Source organism: Flavobacterium humidisoli (genome assembly GCF_023272795.1).
GTDB classification, from domain to species: Bacteria; Bacteroidota; Bacteroidia; order Flavobacteriales; family Flavobacteriaceae; genus Flavobacterium; species Flavobacterium humidisoli.
On the sequence record NZ_CP096829.1, the window covers coordinates 2,975,642 to 2,994,978 of the forward strand.

General features: G+C 33.6%; 12 protein-coding genes. 10 read left to right on the forward strand and 2 right to left on the reverse strand.

The window, feature by feature from the left end:
* The first annotated feature begins 309 nt into the window (after nt 1–309).
* The 10 genes from M0M44_RS12740 to M0M44_RS12785 all read left to right on the forward strand — a co-directional run bounded on the left by M0M44_RS12740 (nt 310) and on the right by M0M44_RS12785 (nt 18,034).
* Nucleotides 310–3,324, forward strand: coding sequence for a tetratricopeptide repeat protein (locus tag M0M44_RS12740; RefSeq protein WP_248725984.1), 3,015 nt, complete (start codon nt 310–312; stop codon nt 3,322–3,324).
* A gap of 69 nt (nt 3,325–3,393) precedes the next feature.
* Complete coding sequence (locus tag M0M44_RS12745; protein WP_248725985.1) at nt 3,394–4,257, forward strand: PhzF family phenazine biosynthesis protein; 864 nt, start codon at nt 3,394–3,396, stop codon at nt 4,255–4,257.
* Between the two features lie 140 nt (nt 4,258–4,397).
* On the forward strand, nt 4,398–6,149 hold the full coding sequence (locus M0M44_RS12750; RefSeq protein ID WP_248725986.1) for a TonB-dependent receptor: 1,752 nt from the start codon (nt 4,398–4,400) through the stop codon (nt 6,147–6,149).
* A 176-nt stretch (nt 6,150–6,325) separates the two neighbouring features.
* Complete coding sequence (locus M0M44_RS12755) at nt 6,326–6,775, forward strand: hypothetical protein (RefSeq protein ID WP_248725987.1); 450 nt, start codon at nt 6,326–6,328, stop codon at nt 6,773–6,775.
* Between the two features lie 363 nt (nt 6,776–7,138).
* Nucleotides 7,139–8,815 (forward strand): asparagine synthase B, encoded by a 1,677-nt coding sequence (asnB, locus tag M0M44_RS12760; protein ID WP_248725988.1) that lies wholly within the window; start codon nt 7,139–7,141, stop codon nt 8,813–8,815.
* 316 nt (nt 8,816–9,131) lie between these two features.
* Nucleotides 9,132–10,748 (forward strand): asparagine synthase B, encoded by a 1,617-nt coding sequence (gene asnB / locus M0M44_RS12765; RefSeq protein ID WP_248725989.1) that lies wholly within the window; start codon nt 9,132–9,134, stop codon nt 10,746–10,748.
* Nucleotides 10,749–11,134: 386 nt separating this feature from the next.
* On the forward strand, nt 11,135–13,075 hold the full coding sequence (gyrB, locus tag M0M44_RS12770; protein ID WP_248725990.1) for a DNA topoisomerase (ATP-hydrolyzing) subunit B: 1,941 nt from the start codon (nt 11,135–11,137) through the stop codon (nt 13,073–13,075).
* 110 nt (nt 13,076–13,185) lie between these two features.
* Nucleotides 13,186–14,121, forward strand: a complete 936-nt coding sequence (mdh, locus tag M0M44_RS12775) for a malate dehydrogenase (RefSeq protein WP_248725991.1) — start codon at nt 13,186–13,188, stop codon at nt 14,119–14,121.
* 225 nt (nt 14,122–14,346) lie between these two features.
* Nucleotides 14,347–17,337, forward strand: coding sequence for a protein translocase subunit SecDF (secDF, locus tag M0M44_RS12780; RefSeq protein WP_248725992.1), 2,991 nt, complete (start codon nt 14,347–14,349; stop codon nt 17,335–17,337).
* Between the two features lie 85 nt (nt 17,338–17,422).
* On the forward strand, nt 17,423–18,034 hold the full coding sequence (locus M0M44_RS12785) for an acyloxyacyl hydrolase (RefSeq protein ID WP_248725993.1): 612 nt from the start codon (nt 17,423–17,425) through the stop codon (nt 18,032–18,034).
* 55 nt (nt 18,035–18,089) lie between these two features.
* Here M0M44_RS12785 and lgt read toward each other — a convergent pair whose 3' ends face one another.
* Nucleotides 18,090–19,022 carry a prolipoprotein diacylglyceryl transferase gene (gene lgt, locus M0M44_RS12790; RefSeq protein WP_248725994.1) on the reverse strand — a complete coding sequence of 311 codons (933 nt, stop codon included), beginning with the start codon at nt 19,020–19,022 and terminating at the stop codon, nt 18,090–18,092.
* A 60-nt stretch (nt 19,023–19,082) separates the two neighbouring features.
* Nucleotides 19,083–19,331 (reverse strand): membrane protein insertion efficiency factor YidD, encoded by a 249-nt coding sequence (gene yidD, locus M0M44_RS12795; RefSeq protein ID WP_248725995.1) that lies wholly within the window; start codon nt 19,329–19,331, stop codon nt 19,083–19,085.
* Nucleotides 19,332–19,337 lie beyond the last annotated feature (6 nt).

The following is a 19,337-nucleotide window of genomic DNA, read 5'->3' on the forward strand; positions in this document are numbered from 1 at the left end:
AATAAATTGGTTTGAATGGTAAAAGTAATAAGATAACGGTTGTATTCAAAATAAATTTCGCTGAATTCTGAATAAAATTGCTATATGAGTGCATTTTAACAGCATCTCTATAAAGGTTCCTGCTTATAATAACTTAAGAGAGCTTATATGGTTTAAAATTATTTGTTTAAGAAAGTTTGAGAACCAATAATTTGAAGTTTTACAGAGCGTAAAATAGTGGCACTTTCATAATTTGTTCATAATAAAACCTCAAAACGTTTCGTTATAACCCTTATAAAATGATACATTTGAATACTAAATATTATTAAAATGCGTAAACTTTCCAGGTTCTTTTTATTCCAAATTTTCCTTGCTTCGACTATAGCTTCGGCACAAAAATCGGCGATTTATACGTATGAATTAAAGGATTTTGACAAAGCACTGGCTTTATATAACGATAAACAATATGCTTCGGCACAATTGATTTTTGAAAAAGTAAAAAACAATACTACAAATGAAGAAGTGCAGTCTGACTGTGCTTACTATATTGCAAATTCTGCCATAAGAACTAATAAAGCAAATGCCGATGCTTTGGTAGAACAATTTGTAAATGATTATCCAACAAGTACCAAACAAAATCAGGCTTATATCGATGCCGCGCAATTTTTCTTCGAACAAGGAAATTATCCAAAAGCTTTACAATGGTTTGATAAAGTGGATGAAAGCTACATGAGTAAAACAGAATCGGATAAGTTTAACTTCATGAAAGGCTATAGCTATTTTAATGCTAAAAAGAAAAAAGAAGCAACTAACTATTTTAATAAAGTGGTAAATTCTAAAGAATATGGTTCTCAAGCCAAATATTATTTAGGATTTATGGCTTATGAGGGTGACGATTACAAAGAAGCAACGAAGTATTTTGATGAGGTTTCGGGTGAAGAAAAGTACAAAGAAAAGCTTTCCTATTATCAGGCTGATATGAATTTCAAATTAGGAAATTTCCAAAAAGCGATTGATTTAGGACAGCAGGCGATGAACAAATCAAATGATATTGAAAAATCGGAACTGAATAAAATTATTGGAGAAAGTTATTTTAACTTGAAACAATACGGAAAAGCAATTCCGTATTTAGAACAATATGCAGGTAAAAAAGGAAAATGGAACAACACCGATTTTTACCAATTAGGTTATGCGTATTACGAGCAAAAAGAGTATGAAAAAGCGATTTCCCAGTTCAATAAAATTATTGAAGGAAAAGATTTTGTGGCGCAAAATGCCTATTATCATTTAGGTTTAAGCTATTTAAATACAGGTAAAAAGCAAGAAGCTTTAAACGCTTTTAAGAATGCCTCTGAAATGGATTTTAATGCTCAAATTCAAGAAGATGCCGCTTTAAATTACGCTAAATTGAGTTATGATATCGGAAATGCTTACCAAGCGGTTCCTAGTATTTTGTTGGATTTCCTTAAAAAATATCCAAACAATTCAAGCCGTGCAGAGGTGGAAAAACTTTTGGTTGATTCTTATATTTCTTCTAAAAACTACAAAGAAGCTTTGGCTTTATTAGAAAAAAATAGAAATGCTGAAAACAAAGCAGCTTATCAAAAGGTGCTTTTTTACCGCGGACTAGAATTGTATAACGAATCTAATTATCAAGAAGCAGGTAAAATGTTCAAAAGCGCAATTAGCGAACAAAAAACTCCTGAATTTACAGCGCGTGCCACTTTCTGGAAAGCAGAAACAGAATATTTGAATGATGATATGCAAAATGCTCTTCTGACTTACAAACAGTTTGCAGGAATGGCTGCGGCAAAATCTACAGACGAATATAAAAACATCAACTATAATATTGGTTACACGTATTTTAAATTGAAAGAATACGATCAGGCAGCAAATTCTTTTCAAGCTCAAATTGATAATGCTCCTTCAGATAAAGTTCGTTTAAATGATTCTTATTTGCGTTTGGGAGATTGTCGTTTTGTAACTTCAAAATATAGTGCTGCAAATGAGGCTTATGCAAAAGCAATTGCGGCAAAAGGCGTAGATGCAGATTATGCTCAATTCCAAAAAGCACTTTCTTATGGATTTATGTCTAATAATACTAAGAAAATAGATGAGTTGAATAATTTTCTTCAGATGTATAAAAAGTCATCTTACCGTGATGATGCTTTATTTGAGTTAGGAAATACATATGTGGCAGAAAAGAAAAACGACCAAGCAATAAAAACATACGATCAATTGATTTCTGAATTTAAAGAGGGATCATTCACTTCAAAAGCAATTTTAAAACAAGGTTTGATTTATTACAATTCAGATCGTGATCAACTGGCTTTGACGAAATTTAAAAAAGTAGCTGCTGAATTCCCAAAAACGCCAGAAGCTTTAGAAGCGGTTGCAACAGCAAGATTAATTTATGTAGATTCTGGAAAAGTTGATGAATATGCAACTTGGGTTCGTACATTGGACTTCGTAGCGGTTACCGATGCAGAATTGGATAACGATACTTACGATGCAGCTTTCAAACAATACAGCCAAAACAATTCTAAGCAAGCTATTACTGGTTTTGCAGGTTATATTTCTAAATTTCCAAATGGATTGCATGCGTTGGAAGCAAATTTCTATTTAGGACAGCTTACTTACGCAGAAGGTTCTGAAACAAAATCTGTTGCAAATTATCAGTTTGTAATTGATCAGCCTAGAAATGAGTTTACAGAACAAGCTTTAAACAGATTGGCTCAGATTTATTTGAAAGCAAAAGATTGCGATAAGGCAATTCCAGTTCTAACAAGATTAGAAAGCGAAGCCGATTATCCTCAGAATAAAACTTTTGCTCAAGCGAATTTGATGAAGTGTTATTACGACAAAAAAGATTACGACCATTCTGTAGTTGCGGCTGAGAAAGTATTAGAAAATCCAAAATCAGACGCAGGCGTAAAAGCAGATGCTCAAATTATTGTTGCGCGTGCAGCAATGCAGACAGGAAATGAAGATAAAGCTAAAACAGCTTACGCAAAATTAGCTACAACTTCTAAAGGAGAATTAGCGGCAGAAGCACTGTATTATGATGCATACTTTAAAACAAAAGAAGGGAAATTTGATGCTTCAAACACCGCTGTTCAAAAATTAGCAAAAAGCTATTCTGCCTACAAATATTACGGAGCAAAAGGGCTGGTTTTAATGGCGAAAAATTTCTACGGATTAAAAGACAGTTATCAAGCGACTTATATTCTGGATAATGTAATCAATAACTTTACAGATTATCCAGATGTTGTTGAAGAAGCGAAAAAAGAATTAGCTGCAATTAAATCTGAAGAGTCTAAAACAAATTCGTCAATTAATAAATAAGTTAGAAGTTAGAAGTGAAACGTTAAATGTCTTTACATTTTACATCTCACATAACACATTTTACAAGTTATGAGTTTACCTTTTTACATAGTTGATGTTTTTGCTGATAAAAAATACGCTGGAAATCAATTGGCGGTTTTTATGGATGCAGAAAATCTAAGTACAGAACAAATGCAGCAAATGGCTCGTGAAATTAATTTTGCGGAAAGCACATTTGTAACCAAACTGGATAAAACCAATAATAAAGCAGAAATCAGAATTTTTACTCCTGCTCACGAAATGCAGTTTGCAGGTCATCCAATCATTGGTACTTCTTGGGTTCTGATGAATAAGATTTTTGATAATTCGCCTAATGAAATTAAACTGGAAGTGCCGATCGGACCAATCGCAATCAATAAATCAGATGATTTGATCTGGTTGAAAGCAGCACAACCAAAGTTTTGGGATACTTTTTCTAAAATAGATTTTACCTTTTTCAGTAATCTAAAAGTAAGTGATTTCGAGAATCAATTTCCAATTCAAGAAGTCACAACCGGAAGCGCTTTTGTAATGGTTGGATTGAGCAGTAAAAGGGCTTTAGAAAATTTGGCTCTAGATAAAGATAAGGCAGATGAATGGATGAAACAGCACTGTAAAACAGATCATAGAGGTTTATACTTTTATTATTTAGAAGGAGAAAAATTGTTTAGTCGAATGCTTTGTGTTGAACACAATCAGTTGGTAGAAGATGCTGCAACAGGAAGTGCCAGTACTTGTCTACAAGCCTTTTTGTTAAAATATCATAAGCCTGAATTTGAATTGACAAATCATCAGGGAGATTACATTGGCCGCCCATCTGAAATTTATTTTAATGGAAAACTAAGCGGAGATCTGTTTGATATTAGAATAGGAGGAAAAGCTCAGTTTGTGGCTAAAGGAGAATGGGAAGCTTAGTTCTAAGATAATAGAATAAAGAGTAAGGAATATAGATATATAAAATCAAGAAATAAAAAACAGTATATAGAGGAAATTAGAAAAAGAAGAGAAGTCTATGTTCTTTCTTCTATATTCTTTTCTCTCAAAAAGAAAGAAATATGAAATTAAATTGCCAGTATAAAATTATCGTTTTACTCGTATTGTTTGTAGGTCAATTTTCGTTTGCGCAGAAGAAAAATGAAAGTATTGGAACGGAAACTGTAAACGTTGTAAAGCCTTATTCGCCAACTATTTCAGATGCTTTTAAAGTAAAAGAAACGCCTTCGCTTGATGATAGCGGTAATCAGCCGAAAGAAGTTATTAAATACAGTATTTTGTCTGTTCCTGTGGCATCGACTTTTACTCCTTCAAAAGGAAAAGCAGAAGGGGTTGAAAAAGCTAAAAAAGAAAGATTATTTAATAACTATGCGACTTTGGGTGTTGGAAATTATAGCACTTTAAATGCAGAATTGTTTGTAAATCAGGATTTAGGAAATAACGATTATGTAGCTGGAATGTTTCGTCATCATTCTTCTCAGGGCGCCATTAAAGATGTAGAATTGAATGATGAGTTTTACGATACTGCAATTAATGTAGGTTACGGTCAGAATAATAGAGATAACAACTGGAATGTAGATTTAGGATATCAAAACCAGATTTACAATTGGTATGGACTTCCAACTGACTTTGGTTCGACAATTCCAGATCAGCGCTATGATTTAGTAAATAGCATCAATCCGGATCATTCTTATAATACGATTTGGTTGGGCGGAAATGCCGAATTTACAGAAAGCATTTTTAGTAATCTTGCTGCAAAATTCACACATTTTTCAGACAGTTATTCTTCATCAGAAAACAGATTTTTTGTAAAGCCAACTTTTACAGTTGATGTAATGGATCAGGCTATCAAAACAAATGTTATTGTAGATCACGTAAGCGGTTCTTTTAAGAATAATTATTTGCAAGATAATACAGAAGCTGTAAAATATGGTTTTACCAATGTAGGAATCGAGCCAAGTTTTGTGATTCATGAAAACGATTGGACTTTAGAATTAGGAGCAGGAGTTTTCTACAGTGGAGATACGGAAAATAGTGGGAATAAATTTTACTTGTATCCAAAGGTAAACGCCTCATACAAATTGGTCGGAGATTTAATGATTTTTTATACAGGGGTAGATGGAGGTTTAAAGCAGAATTCTTACGCCGATTTTGTAACCGAAAATCCGTTTCTATCACCGACCTTAAACATGCGTCCGTCAAGTACACAATATAATGTTTTTGCTGGTTTAAAAGGGAAATTGGCAAACAACGTAAACTATAATCTGACCGGCTCGTACTTAAATGAAAAAGACAAAGCTTTATTTAAGGCTAATGATTATACAGAAATGATTACGAATGAAGATTATGCTTTTGGAAACTCTTTTGGAGTGGTTTATGAAGACATTAGAACGTTACGTTTTTATGCAGAATTAAAAGCTGATTTTTCGCAGAATGTAACTTTCGGGATCAACGGAACTTTTAATAGTTATAATACTGATAACGTTGTTGAAGCGTGGAATTTGCCAACAATGAAATTAAGTTCAACTTTAGACGTTACTATTACCAAGCAGTGGTATGCAGGATTGAATGTGTTTTATGTGGGGGAAAGAAAAGATATGCAGGCAAATACTTCTTTGGCGATTGATACTACACCAATTACTTTAAAAAGCTATTTTGACGCCAATGCTCATGTTGGTTATAAGTTTAGTGAACGTTTAACGTTTTTCTTAAAAGCGAACAATATTGGAAATCAAGCGTACCAAAAATGGCTGAATTATCCAGTACAAGGATTCCAGGTTCTAGGAGGTGCGAATTATAAATTTGATTTTTAAGAGATCTTTGCCATAAGATACCTAGGCACAAAAACATTTTACATGAATGTGCCTTTTTTTTTTCAGCCATGAACTCATGAATTTTTTGGAGTAGATTCGTGAATTCGTGGCTGTTTTTTTTAATAAAGGAAAAACCTTTGCATCTTTGTACCTTAGAACTTCAGTACCTCAAAAAAATGACTTTTAAAGAAAAAATATATTCCCATTACACCCAGATGGTTCAGGACCGAATAGATGTTTTTAGAGACATGATTTCAAATCTGACCGAAGATTCAAAAAACGATGCCAAAGGTTCTGCGGGAGATAAACACGAAACTGCCTTATCAATGATGCATATCGAGCAGGAAAAACTGACTACTAAACTAAAGGAAGCGATTGAACAAAAAGCAATTTTAGACAAAATAGATCCGCTTAAAACTACTGAAAATATAGTTTTAGGAAGTTTAGTAAAAGCAAACGGAATCTATTTATATGTGAGTGTTGCACTTCCTAAAATAACAATTGACGGAATTAATGTGATTGCGCTTTCTCCGCAATCTCCTTTAGGAAATCATTTAATGGGAAATAAAGCTGGATTTCAGTTTGAGATTAATAAGACACATTATACTATTGAAAGTGTAGCGTAATTGAATCTTTGTCAAATTTTAAGACTTTACAAAGTGAAATGGCAAATAGCCAGTGTTTGTATAAAAAATAATTCCAGAACAACTTTCTATCTCTTCTTTACGAATCTTTCATTTGTAATTGAAAAACTCAAAAATTAATTCAAAAAATTGGATTAAGCTTTCAATTTTATAGTCTTTTTTAGTTCGAAATTAAAGTTTTCAAGTTTCACGCTTGTTTTTACTTCTAAATTTTACATTTTATATGTAAAAACAAAATTATGATTATAAATTGTAATTGAAACGTATATTTGTGTTTTTCAATTGTAACTAATATTACATCTTTGCCCTATCAAATTAAAATTTAAAGAATTAAAATATAAAATTATGTGTGGAATTGTATGTGCCTTTGATCTTAAACAAAAAGCCGAAGCGTTAAGACCTCAAGTATTAGAAATGTCAAAAATCATTCGTCACCGCGGACCAGACTGGAGCGGAATTTATAGCAATGATAAAGCGATTCTTTCTCACGAGCGTTTGGCAATTGTAGATCCAGCTTCAGGAAAACAACCTTTATTTACAGAAGATAAAAAATTGGTTTTAGCTGCAAACGGTGAGATTTACAATCACAGAGATTTACGTAAACAATTTGAAGGAAAATATAACTTTCAAACTGAAAGTGACTGTGAGGTTATTTTAGCTTTATATAAAGAAAAAGGAGTAAGCTTTGTAGATGAATTAAACGGAATCTTTGGATTTGCGATTTATGATGTTGATAAAGATGAGTATTTTGTTGCTCGTGACCATATGGGAATTATTCCATTGTATATTGGATGGGATCAGCACGGAACTTTTTATGTAGCTTCTGAATTGAAAGCGTTAGAAGGATATTGTACTAAAATTGAATTATTCCCTCCAGGACATTATTTATCAAGCAAAGACGGTGAATTTGTACAATGGTACAAAAGAGACTGGACAGAATATGATGCTGTAAAAGACAACGAAACAAGTATTCCGGAAATCAAAAAAGCTTTAGAAGCAGCGGTTCACAGACAATTAATGAGTGATGTTCCTTATGGAGTTTTACTTTCAGGAGGTTTAGATTCGTCTATTACTTCGGCTGTAGCCAAAAAATTTGCGCAAAAACGTATTGAGTCAGATGATACTACAGATGCTTGGTATCCGCAATTGCACTCTTTCTCAGTTGGTTTAGAAGGTTCTCCTGATTTAGCTGCAGCGAGAAAAGTAGCAGATCATATTGGAACTATTCACCACGAAATTAAATTCACTATCCAAGAAGGTTTAGATGCAGTTCGTGATGTAATTTACAACTTAGAAACGTATGATGTAACTACAGTTAGAGCTTCAACTCCAATGTGGTTAATGGCAAGAGTTATCAAATCTATGGGAATCAAAATGGTTCTTTCTGGAGAAGGTGCAGATGAGTTATTTGGAGGATATTTATATTTCCACAAAGCGCCAAACGCTAGAGAGTTTCACGAAGAAAACGTTCGTAAATTAGGAAAACTTCATATGTACGATTGTTTACGTGCAAACAAAAGTTTAGCAGCTTGGGGAATCGAAGGTCGTGTACCATTCTTAGATAAAGAATTTATGGATGTTGCAATGCGCATTAACCCACAAGATAAAATGATCAACAAAGAACATCCGATGGAAAAATGGGTGGTTCGTAAAGCTTTTGAAGATATGCTTCCAGAAAGTGTTGCTTGGAGACAAAAAGAGCAATTTTCTGATGGAGTAGGATACAGCTGGATTGATACTTTGAAAGAAGTAGTGGCAAGAGAAGTTTCGGATGAGCAATTAGCAAATGCTAGGTTTAAATTTCCGTTACAAACTCCAACTTCAAAAGAAGAATATTACTATCGTTCTATTTTTACAGAACATTTCCCAAGTGATGCAGCAGCGTTATGTGTGCCTCAGGAAGCAAGTGTGGCTTGTAGTACAAAAATTGCTTTGGAATGGGATGAAGCTTTCAAAAACATGAACGATCCATCTGGAAGAGCAGTTTCAAGCGTTCACGATGATGCCTACGTTAAAGCATAATACGAGTTTAATTTTTAGAATTAGTATATATTTTTTAGGAAAAACGTTCTCTGTCGAGAGCGTTTTTCTTGTCTAAAGTAATTTGCTACGCTAAATTTCTCATTGACTGCAAACAGACAAGCTATTAATTGATTTTCTTTTGATATATTTGGTGTCTGCAGTATTATCGTTAAACACTTGATATTTTAACGAATTTAATAATGGAAAGCGAAAATTAATATTTAGTTTTGCTTTCAGTCGAAAATTTTAATGATTTTTTAATGTTCAGTTCACAGCTGAACAATAATGAAAAAATAAAATAAAAAAATAGAATATTATGTCTGGATTGTTGGCCGTAATTGGTAAAGGAAAAGACCCGAAACTTGTAAAAGAACTTTCTGAAAGAATGTTGCATCGTGGTCCTGATGAAAGTGATGTTCGCATTATGGAAAATGGCAGTATACTTTGTCATGAGAGTTTATCGATTATCGATCTTAATTCGGGTAGGCAGCCAATTCAAGGAACTGATAAAGCTTGGATGGTGCATGATGGTGAAATTTATAATTATCAGGAACTAAAAAATACAGTTTTAAAAAATCATACTTTTAGAACAGAATCAGATTCAGAAGTGATTGTGCATCTTTATGAAGAATTTGGATATGATTTCTGTAATAAACTAGACGGAGATTTTGCTTTTGTGGTTGTTGATGGGGATAAATATATTGCAGGTCGTGATCCAATAGGGGTAAAACCGTTGTATTATGGTTTGGATGAAAGAGGCCGAATCTATTTCTCATCAGAAATGAAAGCCATTGCAGATCAATGTAAATCGTTTTCTACTTTTCCTCCAGGGCATTATTATACTGCAAAGACAGGTTTTGTAAAATACTATCACCCAGAATACGAAGATCATAAAAATGCAAATCAGGCATTAGATTTAGCGTTAATTCGTGAAAGTCTTATTCAAGCAACACGTAAGCGACTACTGGCAGAAGTGCCTCTAGGAGTTGTTCTGTCGGGAGGTTTGGATACTTCTTTGATTTCGGCTATTACTTCAAGATTATTAAAAGAAAAAGGACAGAAATTGCATTCGTTTTCTATTGGGTTAGATGCTGATGCGCCAGATAATATTGCGGCTAGAAAAGCGGCAGAATTTTTAGGAACAGAACATCACGAAATACATTTTTCTGTAGAGGAAGGAGTCAAAGTTTTAGAAAAAGTAATTTATCATATTGAAACTTATGATATTATTTCTGTGCGTTCAGGTGTTCCTATGTATTTGCTTTCTAAAGCTATTGCTGATCAAGGTATAAAAGTAATCTTATCGGGAGAAGGGGCAGATGAAGTTTTTGGAGGTCATTTATACTTTAGAAATGCACCTTCAGAAGAAGAGTTTCAAGATGAAACAATAGAAAGAGTTCAAAAGCTGTTTACAGCCGATTTGCTTCGTGCAGATAAAACGACAATGGCAAATGGTTTAGAGGTTCGAATTCCGTTTTTGGATACAGAATTTTTAGATGTTGCCATTCGAATTAAAACAGAAGAAAAACAGCCTAAATCATATGATGGTGTTGAAAAGTATATTTTAAGAAAAGCGTTTGATACTCCAGAAGATCCTTATTTGCCTTCAGAAGTTTTATGGAGACAAAAAGAACAGTTTTCTGACGGAGTTGGCTACAAGTGGGTTGATGAATTAATTGAGTATTGTGCGTCGCAGGTTACAGATGAGCAACTATTTGGAGCAAGTGCAGAGTTTCCATATAACTCGCCAACAACTAAAGAAGCGTACTTGTACAGATCGATTTTTCATAAATTCTATCCACAGGTCAGCGCAGCGCAAACGGTTCGTAAATGGATTCCTAAATGGCAAGAAAATCTTGATCCAAGCGGAAGAGCAAATGCTGCCCACTTAAATGGTAATTTTGAACCTGTAAAAACTAGTGTTATTGCTTAAAGTGGAAAATTCCAAATTCCAAAAAAAAATAAATTCCAATTACAATTTGGAACAGATATAGAAAAACCGAAACGCATTTAAATGTGATTTCGGTTTTTTAATTTTTAATGTATTAGACGGATTTTAAAATTCTGATTCGGTATTTCAGATTTAGGATTTGGAGTTCGAGATTTGAAATTTGCAATTTTCAAAAATTGGAATTTGGTATTTAAAATTTCGGGATTTTCAAAAATTTGGAATTTAAACTCTTTTTTGTGTTTATTTTTTGGTTTTTCAGACAATTGTGTTAATAACTTAAGTGCTTTAAGTCGTATTTTAATGGGTATATAGCTTGCGATTTCATATATTTGCGTGTTAGACAATAAATACATTTTAGAATAAATTATATGAGCGAAGAAATCAAGAAGAACAATTATTCAGCAGATAGTATTCAGGCATTAGAAGGAATGGAGCACGTAAGAATGCGTCCATCAATGTATATTGGAGATGTAGGAGTTCGAGGACTGCATCATTTAGTTTATGAGGTTGTTGATAACTCTATTGATGAGGCCATGGGAGGGCATTGTGATACTATTGGTGTCTCAATAAACGAAGATGGTTCTATTACAGTTGAAGATAACGGACGTGGTATTCCAGTAGATTTACATAAAAAAGAAGGGGTTTCTGCTCTTGAGGTTGTAATGACAAAAATTGGAGCCGGAGGTAAATTCGACAAAGATTCATATAAAGTTTCTGGAGGTTTACACGGGGTTGGGGTTTCGGTTGTAAATGCCCTTTCTGTTCACATGAAATCTACTGTATTTAGAGAAGGTAAGATTTATGAGCAAGAATACGAAAGAGGAAAATCTTTATATCCAGTTAAACAAATCGGAGAAACAGATAAAAGAGGTACAAGACAGACTTTTTATCCAGATGATACCATCTTTACTCAAACTACTGAGTTTTCATACGATACGCTTTCAGCTCGTATGCGTGAGCTTTCTTTCTTAAATAAAGGAATCACAATTACTTTTACAGATAAGAGAGAAGTTGATGAAAAAGGCGAATTTAGAAGTGAGGTATTCCATTCTGATGAAGGGCTTAAAGAATATATTCGTTATTTAGATGGTAACCGTGAGCCAATTGTATCTCATGTTATCAGTATGGATAATGATAAAGGAGAAATTCCAGTTGAGGTTGCCTTAATTTATAATACAAGTTATACAGAGAATATTTTTTCTTACGTAAACAATATCAATACGCACGAAGGAGGAACGCATTTACAAGGTTTTAGAAGTGGTTTAACAAGAACGCTTAAAAAATATGCAGATGCTTCGGGTTTATTAGATAAATTAAAATTCGAAATTGCTGGTGATGACTTCCGTGAAGGATTAACAGCTATTATTTCGGTAAAAGTGTCTGAACCTCAATTTGAAGGGCAAACGAAGACTAAGCTTGGAAATAGAGAAGTTGTTTCTCCGGTTTCTCAAGCGGTTGGAGAAATGTTGGAGAATTATTTGGAAGAAAATCCAAATGACGCGAAATTGATTATTCAAAAAGTAATCTTAGCAGCTCAAGCACGTCACGCAGCGAAAAAAGCTCGTGAAATGGTACAGCGTAAAACCGTTATGGGCGGTGGAGGATTGCCTGGTAAATTATCTGACTGTTCAGAGCAAGATCCAGCAAGATGTGAGGTTTACCTTGTCGAGGGAGATTCGGCTGGTGGAACAGCAAAACAAGGACGTGATCGTAACTTTCAAGCGATTCTGCCATTACGTGGTAAAATCTTGAACGTTGAAAAAGCGATGCATCATAAAGTATTCGAAAATGAAGAGATTAGAAATATCTTTACAGCATTAGGGGTTACGGTAGGAACTGCAGAAGATAGTAAAGCATTAAATCTTGAAAAACTAAGATATCACAAGGTAATCATCATGTGTGATGCCGATGTCGATGGTAGTCACATTTCTACCTTAATATTAACGTTCTTCTTCCGTTTCATGAAAGAGCTTATTGAAGAAGGCCACGTTTACATTGCAGCGCCGCCTTTATACTTAGTTAAGAAAGGGAATAAGAAAGAATACGCTTGGAATGATGTTCAGCGTGATCAGGCTAACGAAAGAATGGGAGGAAGTGCCAATATTCAGCGTTATAAAGGTCTTGGAGAGATGAACGCGGAGCAATTGTGGGAAACTACAATGGATCCGAATTTCAGAACTTTACGTCAAGTAAATATTGATAGCCTTGCAGAAGCTGACCAAGTTTTCTCTATGTTGATGGGTGATGAAGTGCCGCCTCGTAGAGAATTTATCGAGAAAAATGCAGTTTATGCAAATATTGATGCATAAAATGAAAATTTAATAATTCCAATTCGTTTAATTGTTTAAATTTACTAGACAATTAAACGAATTGTCTTTTTAAAGAATAGACAAAATTAATAACCGATAAAGTATAAAATATGAAAGTTACCATTGTAGGAGCAGGAAATGTTGGAGCTACATGTGCCGATGTTATTTCTTATAGAGGAATTGCAAGCGAAGTAGTATTGTTGGATATTAAAGAGGGTTTTGCAGAAGGGAAAGCGCTTGATATAACACAGTGCGCCACAAACACAGGTTTTAATACCAAAGTTTCTGGAGTTACCAACGATTATTCTAAAACTGCAGGAAGCGATGTAGTAGTAATTACATCGGGAATCCCGAGAAAACCAGGAATGACAAGAGAAGAATTGATAGGTATAAACGCAGGCATTGTAAAAACAGTTGCCGAAAATGTACTGAAATATTCTCCAAACACTATAATTGTTGTAGTTTCCAATCCAATGGATACCATGACGTATTTGGCTTTAAAAGCTACAGGTCTTCCAAAAAATAGAATTATAGGTATGGGAGGGGCTTTAGATAGTTCTCGTTTTAGAACGTATCTTTCATTAGCTTTAGATAAACCAGCAAATGATATTTCAGCAATGGTAATTGGAGGTCATGGAGATACAACTATGATTCCGTTAACGCGTTTAGCGTCTTACAACGGAATTCCTGTATCGGAGTTTCTTTCAGAAGAAGTGCTTCAAAAAGTAGCTGCAGATACTATGGTAGGAGGAGCGACCCTTACAGGTCTTCTAGGAACTTCAGCTTGGTATGCACCAGGAGCTTCTGTGGCTTATTTAGTAGATAGTATTTTGAATGATCAGAAAAAAATGATTGCATGTTCTGTTTTTGTAGAAGGAGAATATGGTCAAAATGATATCTGTATAGGAGTGCCGTGTATAATTGGTAAAAACGGAGTAGAAGAAATTCTAGATATAAACTTAAATGATCAGGAAAAGGCGTTATTTGCCAAAAGTGCAGATGCAGTTCGTAATATGAATGATGCCCTAAAAACGATTTTAGTATAATAAAAACGGCAAAAAAGAAAAAAAGCTGCACTTTTGCAGCTTTTTTTTTGAGATTAATTAATAAATAAATTGGTTAATATTTTCGTTAATTATATATTTGCTCGGTTTAAAAAAAAATTGGTAATTCGTGATCTCGTTTTTTTGTTTTAAAAAATCATGTCAGGGCTTATTTTATGGGAGTTTAAAACAAAAACAAAAATAAAACATAATTAATTTTTAGTAATAATGCAGAATAAAGGACTTATTAAATTTTTCGCAATTCTATTTGCATTGGTAAGTATTTACCAACTATCATTCACTTTTGTGGCAAATGGCGTCAAAAGTGAAGCTAAAGCTTTTGCAGGAGATAATCCTGATAAAGAGCTGAAATATTTAGATTCTATTGGTAAAGAAAAAGTTTTAAACCTTGGTTTTACTGATTTCACTTACAACGAAGTGAAAAACAAACAACTTAATAAAGGTCTTGACTTAGAAGGAGGAATCAACGTGATTCTTCAAATTTCTATTAAAGATGTATTAAAAGGTTTGGCTAATAATTCTAAAAATCCAGTTTTTAATAAATCATTAGCTGATGCATCTGCAAATTTAGAAGGAAACAAAACATATTTAAATAAGTTTTTTGAAGCTTTTGAAGCAAATTCAAAAGGATCTGTAAAATTAGCATCTCCAGATATTTTTGCAAACAGAAGTCTTCAGGGAGAAGGTGGAGTAGACTTTCAAATGTCTGATGCGCAAGTTCAAAAAGTTATCAAAAGAAAAGTTGATGAGTCTGTAGAAAGTGCTTTTAAAGTATTAAGAGAGCGTATAGACAAATTTGGTGTTACACAGCCAAACATCCAAAAATTAGGAGAAACAGGAAGAATCTTAGTAGAGCTTCCAGGTGCTAAGGATGTTGATAGAATTAAAAAATTATTAGGTGGAAAAGCTCAATTAGAGTTCTGGGAAACTTATAAAATTGAAGAAATTGGTAATTTCTTAGTTTCTGCTAATGAGGCTTTAAAGAAAACTGAAGTTAAAAAGACTGAAACTAAAACAGTTGTTAAAGATTCATTGAATGCATTATTAACTGATGCTAAAGATTCTTCAGATGTTAAAAAAGGAAACAATCCTCTATTTGATAAAATAATTGGTAATGGTGGTGGACCAGTTTTAGGATACTTTGCTCCTAAAGATACGGCTACTATCAATGAATATTTTAAAAGACCAGAAATTAGAGTTTTATTGGGTGCTGACCAACACTATGCAAAATTTGTATGGAGCAAGCCAACAACTATAAAAGATCCTAAAGCTAAAGATGTAAAAAGTGCAGCTGATATTGAAGTTGTAGAATTATATGCTTTAAAAGGAAACAGGGACAATAACCCAGCTATGAGCGGTGGTGTTGTAACTGATGCAAAAGATACTTTTGACCAAATGGGTAAGCCTGCAGTTTCTATGCAGATGAACAGCCAAGGTGCTAAAGTTTGGGAAGAGCTGACAGGAAGAGCATTTGCTCAAAAAAGCTATATTGCTATTGTATTAGATGATATCGTATATTCTGCTCCAGGTGTAACAAGCGGTCCTATTGCTGGAGGAAGATCTGAGATTACTGGTTCATTTGATGTAGCTGAAACTAAAGATTTAGCAAACGTATTAAATGCAGGTAAATTACCAGCTTCTGCAGATATTATCCAGTCAACTGTTGTTGGTCCATCTTTAGGACAAGCAGCTATTGATGCAGGTACAATTTCTTCTGTATTAGGTTTCTTATTAGTTTGTGTTTGGATGGTATTCTATTATGGTAAAGCGGGTTGGTATGCAAACCTTGCCTTATTGTTAAACTTACTATTCTTATTTGGAATTATGGCAAGTTTTGGTTTTGTATTAACATTGCCAGGTATTGCAGGTATCGTACTTACGTTAGGTACAGCGGTAGATGCGAACATTATTATCTACGAAAGAGCAAAAGAGGAATTGCGTGAAGGAAAATCGCTTTCTGAAGCAGTTGCGGCTTCTTACGGATGGCATGGTGCAATGCGTTCTATTATCGACGCTAACGTTACTCACGTTTTAACTGGAGCAATCTTATTTATCTTCGGAACAGGTCCTATTAAAGGTTTCGCATTAACATTATTAATTGGTATCGTAACTTCATTGTTTACATCAATCTTTATTGCTAGAATTTTTATTGATAGAAATATCGCTGGAAAAGGTGATTTAACTTTCTCTACAAACATTACTAAAAATTGGTTTACTAATTTCCACTTTGACTTTATCAAGATTAAAAAATTCACTTACATCTTCTCTTCAATAGTAGTTGTAGTAAGTTTAGTTTCTATCTTCTTCGTTAACGGATTGGATGAAGGTGTTGATTTTGTTGGAGGAAGAACTTTCCAAGTTAAATTCGAAAAACCAGTTGATGCTACTGCTGTTTCAGATGAATTATCTGCTGCTTTCGGTACTCCGGTTGAAGCTAAAATTTTAGGAGATGATGATCAATTGAAAATCACAACTAAATATAAGATTAAAGAAGATGGTGTAGCTATTGATGAGGAAGTGAACCAAAAATTATATGCTTCATTACAGAAATATTTCCCAAATACTTCTTACGATAAATTTATCAACTCTTTTGATGGTAAAAAAGTTGGAGTATTACAAGCTTCTAAAGTTGGAGCTTCTATCTCTGAGGATATCAAAACTAATTCATATTGGGCTGTACTTGGAGCAATGGCAGTTATTTTCTTATACTTAATGGTGTCTTTCCGTAAATGGCAATATTCATTAGGTGCGATTGCAGCTGTTGCACACGACGTAATCTTCGTATTAGGAGTTTATTCATTATGCTACAAATTCATGCCATTCCACATGGAAATGGATCAGCACTTTATCGCTGCGATCTTAACTGTAATTGGTTACTCTATGAACGATACGGTAATTGTATTTGACAGGGTAAGAGAGTTTATCATCGGAAACCGTAAAGGTAGTTTCGAAGATATCGTAAATGCTTCTATTAATACTACATTATCTAGAACATTGAATACTTCATTAATGATGATCATCGTATTATTAACGATGTTTATCTTCGGTGGAGAATCTATCAGAGGATTTATCTTCGCGATGTTAATTGGTATTATCGTTGGTACTTACTCTTCATTATTCATCGCAACTCCAGTATTGGTAGATACGATTTCTAGTGATGAGAAGCACACTATCGAAGACAAACACAATAAAGCATAATTACTATTTTAATTATATAAAAAAGATCCAGTGAAAGCTGGATCTTTTTTTTGCACTATATTTAAAAGGAATTTTAAAACGATTTATGGCAAGAAAATTACTTTTGATCTTAATGCTTCTTTTAGCTGTAAAAATGTCGGCACAAGAAGGTAATTCACGTTTTTGTTTCGGTTTTAATTACGGTTTTGGAAGTGAGTTTAGTAATAGAAACTATACGTTTAATAGCCATTTTTATAAACTACAGCTGTATTATTTGCTAAAAGAAACAAAGCATTTTCAATATCAAATATTGGTTCAGCCTGAGATTAATTTTGCAGAACATCAATTGCTTAATTTCTATTTTGTTAAACCTGAAACACCTAATTATCAGCAAAAAAGAGAAGAATATACACGCCTGAAAGATATTCGGGAATTTGCGCTTAATTGTGGTTTTTTAGTTCGAAAACCTATTGGTAAAGTTTGTTCGTTCTATGTTTTAGGAAGCATTGGGCCAATGATTACAGACACCGAAACGGAACGAATGTCTAAAGGTTTTGCTTTTGCAGATGTTTTAGCACTCGGTTTCACTACAAGTTATAATAAATTGCAGTTTGATATTCGTCCAAGTATAAGGCATGTTTCTAATGCTGGATTAGGAAGCAGTAATGCAGGCTATAATACAAAGAATATTGAATTTGGTATCTACTATCAATTATAAAGAGAAAAAGCCCAATATGTGTTATATTGGGCTTCTTTATTTAGAGTAATTGATTTTATGATTCAGCTAAAGGATTTCTCTGAGCTCTTATGATAAAGAAAAGTCCAATAATGATAAAAGGTATGCTTAGCCATTGTCCTGTTGAGAATAGACCTAATTCGCTTTCAAAACCTCCCTGGCTCTCTTTTACAAATTCTACAACGAAACGAACAGCAAATAATAATACTAAAAACAGTCCGAATAAAAGACCGGATTTAAGTCTTGCATTTGTTCTCCAGTATAAAAAGAATAAAATAGCGAACACAAATACATAACAGAAAGCTTCGTATAATTGAGTTGGATGTCTCGAAGGAACTTCTGCTAATAATGTTGCAAATTTTGGATCGGTGGCAATTGCTGTATAAGCTTCTTTTGGGTCTGCAATTCCGGTTTTTTGTACTGCTTCGGCTTTACTGAATGTATCATGAAGAAATCGAATTCCGAATGCAGAGTTAGTTTCATGACCAATAATTTCAGAGTTGAAGAAATTTCCTAAACGTACAAAAATAGCACCGCTTGCAACAGGAATTACTACACGGTCTAAAATCCATAATAAAGAGCGTTTTAGTATTTTTTTGCTATAGTAGTACATTGCAATAATAATTGCAATTGCAGCTCCGTGACTTGCTAATCCTTGGAAACCTGTGAATTGGAATTCAGGTTCGAATTTAAATGGCAGAAAAATTTCAAGGATGTGATTTCTGAAATATTCCCAATCATAAAAGAAAACATGACCTAAACGTGCTCCGATCAAAGTTGCTAGAACAGTCCAAACAAACAAAGAATCTAGTTTTTCAATCGATTCGTTTTCTCTTTCGAAAATCTTTTTCATTAAGAACCATCCTAAACCAAAAGCAATTACAAACATTAAGCTGTAATAGCGAATCATAAAAAATCCTAAGTTGATTCCCTCAGAAGGATTCCAAACTAAATTTAAGGCGTGTGTCATGTATAAATTTTTTATATCTGTAAAAATAAATATTTAATGTAAAGTACAGCTTTTTAAAAGTTAATGTTTGTGGTTGCATTTCTTTTCTGGTACAGGATCATAACCGCTTCTTCCCCAAGGATGACAACTTAAGATGCGTTTAAGGCCTAAATATCCGCCATAAAACAGTCCGTGAATTTGTAGTGCCTGAATCATATAAGTAGAACACGTTGGCTCAAATCTGCAAGCAGCAGGTGTAAATGGTGAAATGGCAGTCTGATAAAAACGGACTAACAATACAAATGGATATATTAGAATTTTCGAAAACATATTTTT

Coding starts and splice junctions, on each gene's coding strand:
- M0M44_RS12740 (WP_248725984.1), top strand. CDS start 310: ATGCGTAAACTTTCCAGGTTCTTTTTATTCCAAATTTTCCTTGCTTCG.
- M0M44_RS12745 (WP_248725985.1), top strand. CDS start 3,394: ATGAGTTTACCTTTTTACATAGTTGATGTTTTTGCTGATAAAAAATAC.
- M0M44_RS12750 (WP_248725986.1), top strand. CDS start 4,398: ATGAAATTAAATTGCCAGTATAAAATTATCGTTTTACTCGTATTGTTT.
- M0M44_RS12755 (WP_248725987.1), top strand. CDS start 6,326: ATGACTTTTAAAGAAAAAATATATTCCCATTACACCCAGATGGTTCAG.
- asnB (WP_248725988.1), top strand. CDS start 7,139: ATGTGTGGAATTGTATGTGCCTTTGATCTTAAACAAAAAGCCGAAGCG.
- asnB (WP_248725989.1), top strand. CDS start 9,132: ATGTCTGGATTGTTGGCCGTAATTGGTAAAGGAAAAGACCCGAAACTT.
- gyrB (WP_248725990.1), top strand. CDS start 11,135: ATGAGCGAAGAAATCAAGAAGAACAATTATTCAGCAGATAGTATTCAG.
- mdh (WP_248725991.1), top strand. CDS start 13,186: ATGAAAGTTACCATTGTAGGAGCAGGAAATGTTGGAGCTACATGTGCC.
- secDF (WP_248725992.1), top strand. CDS start 14,347: ATGCAGAATAAAGGACTTATTAAATTTTTCGCAATTCTATTTGCATTG.
- M0M44_RS12785 (WP_248725993.1), top strand. CDS start 17,423: ATGGCAAGAAAATTACTTTTGATCTTAATGCTTCTTTTAGCTGTAAAA.
- lgt (WP_248725994.1), bottom strand. CDS start 19,022: ATGACACACGCCTTAAATTTAGTTTGGAATCCTTCTGAGGGAATCAAC.
- yidD (WP_248725995.1), bottom strand. CDS start 19,331: ATGTTTTCGAAAATTCTAATATATCCATTTGTATTGTTAGTCCGTTTT.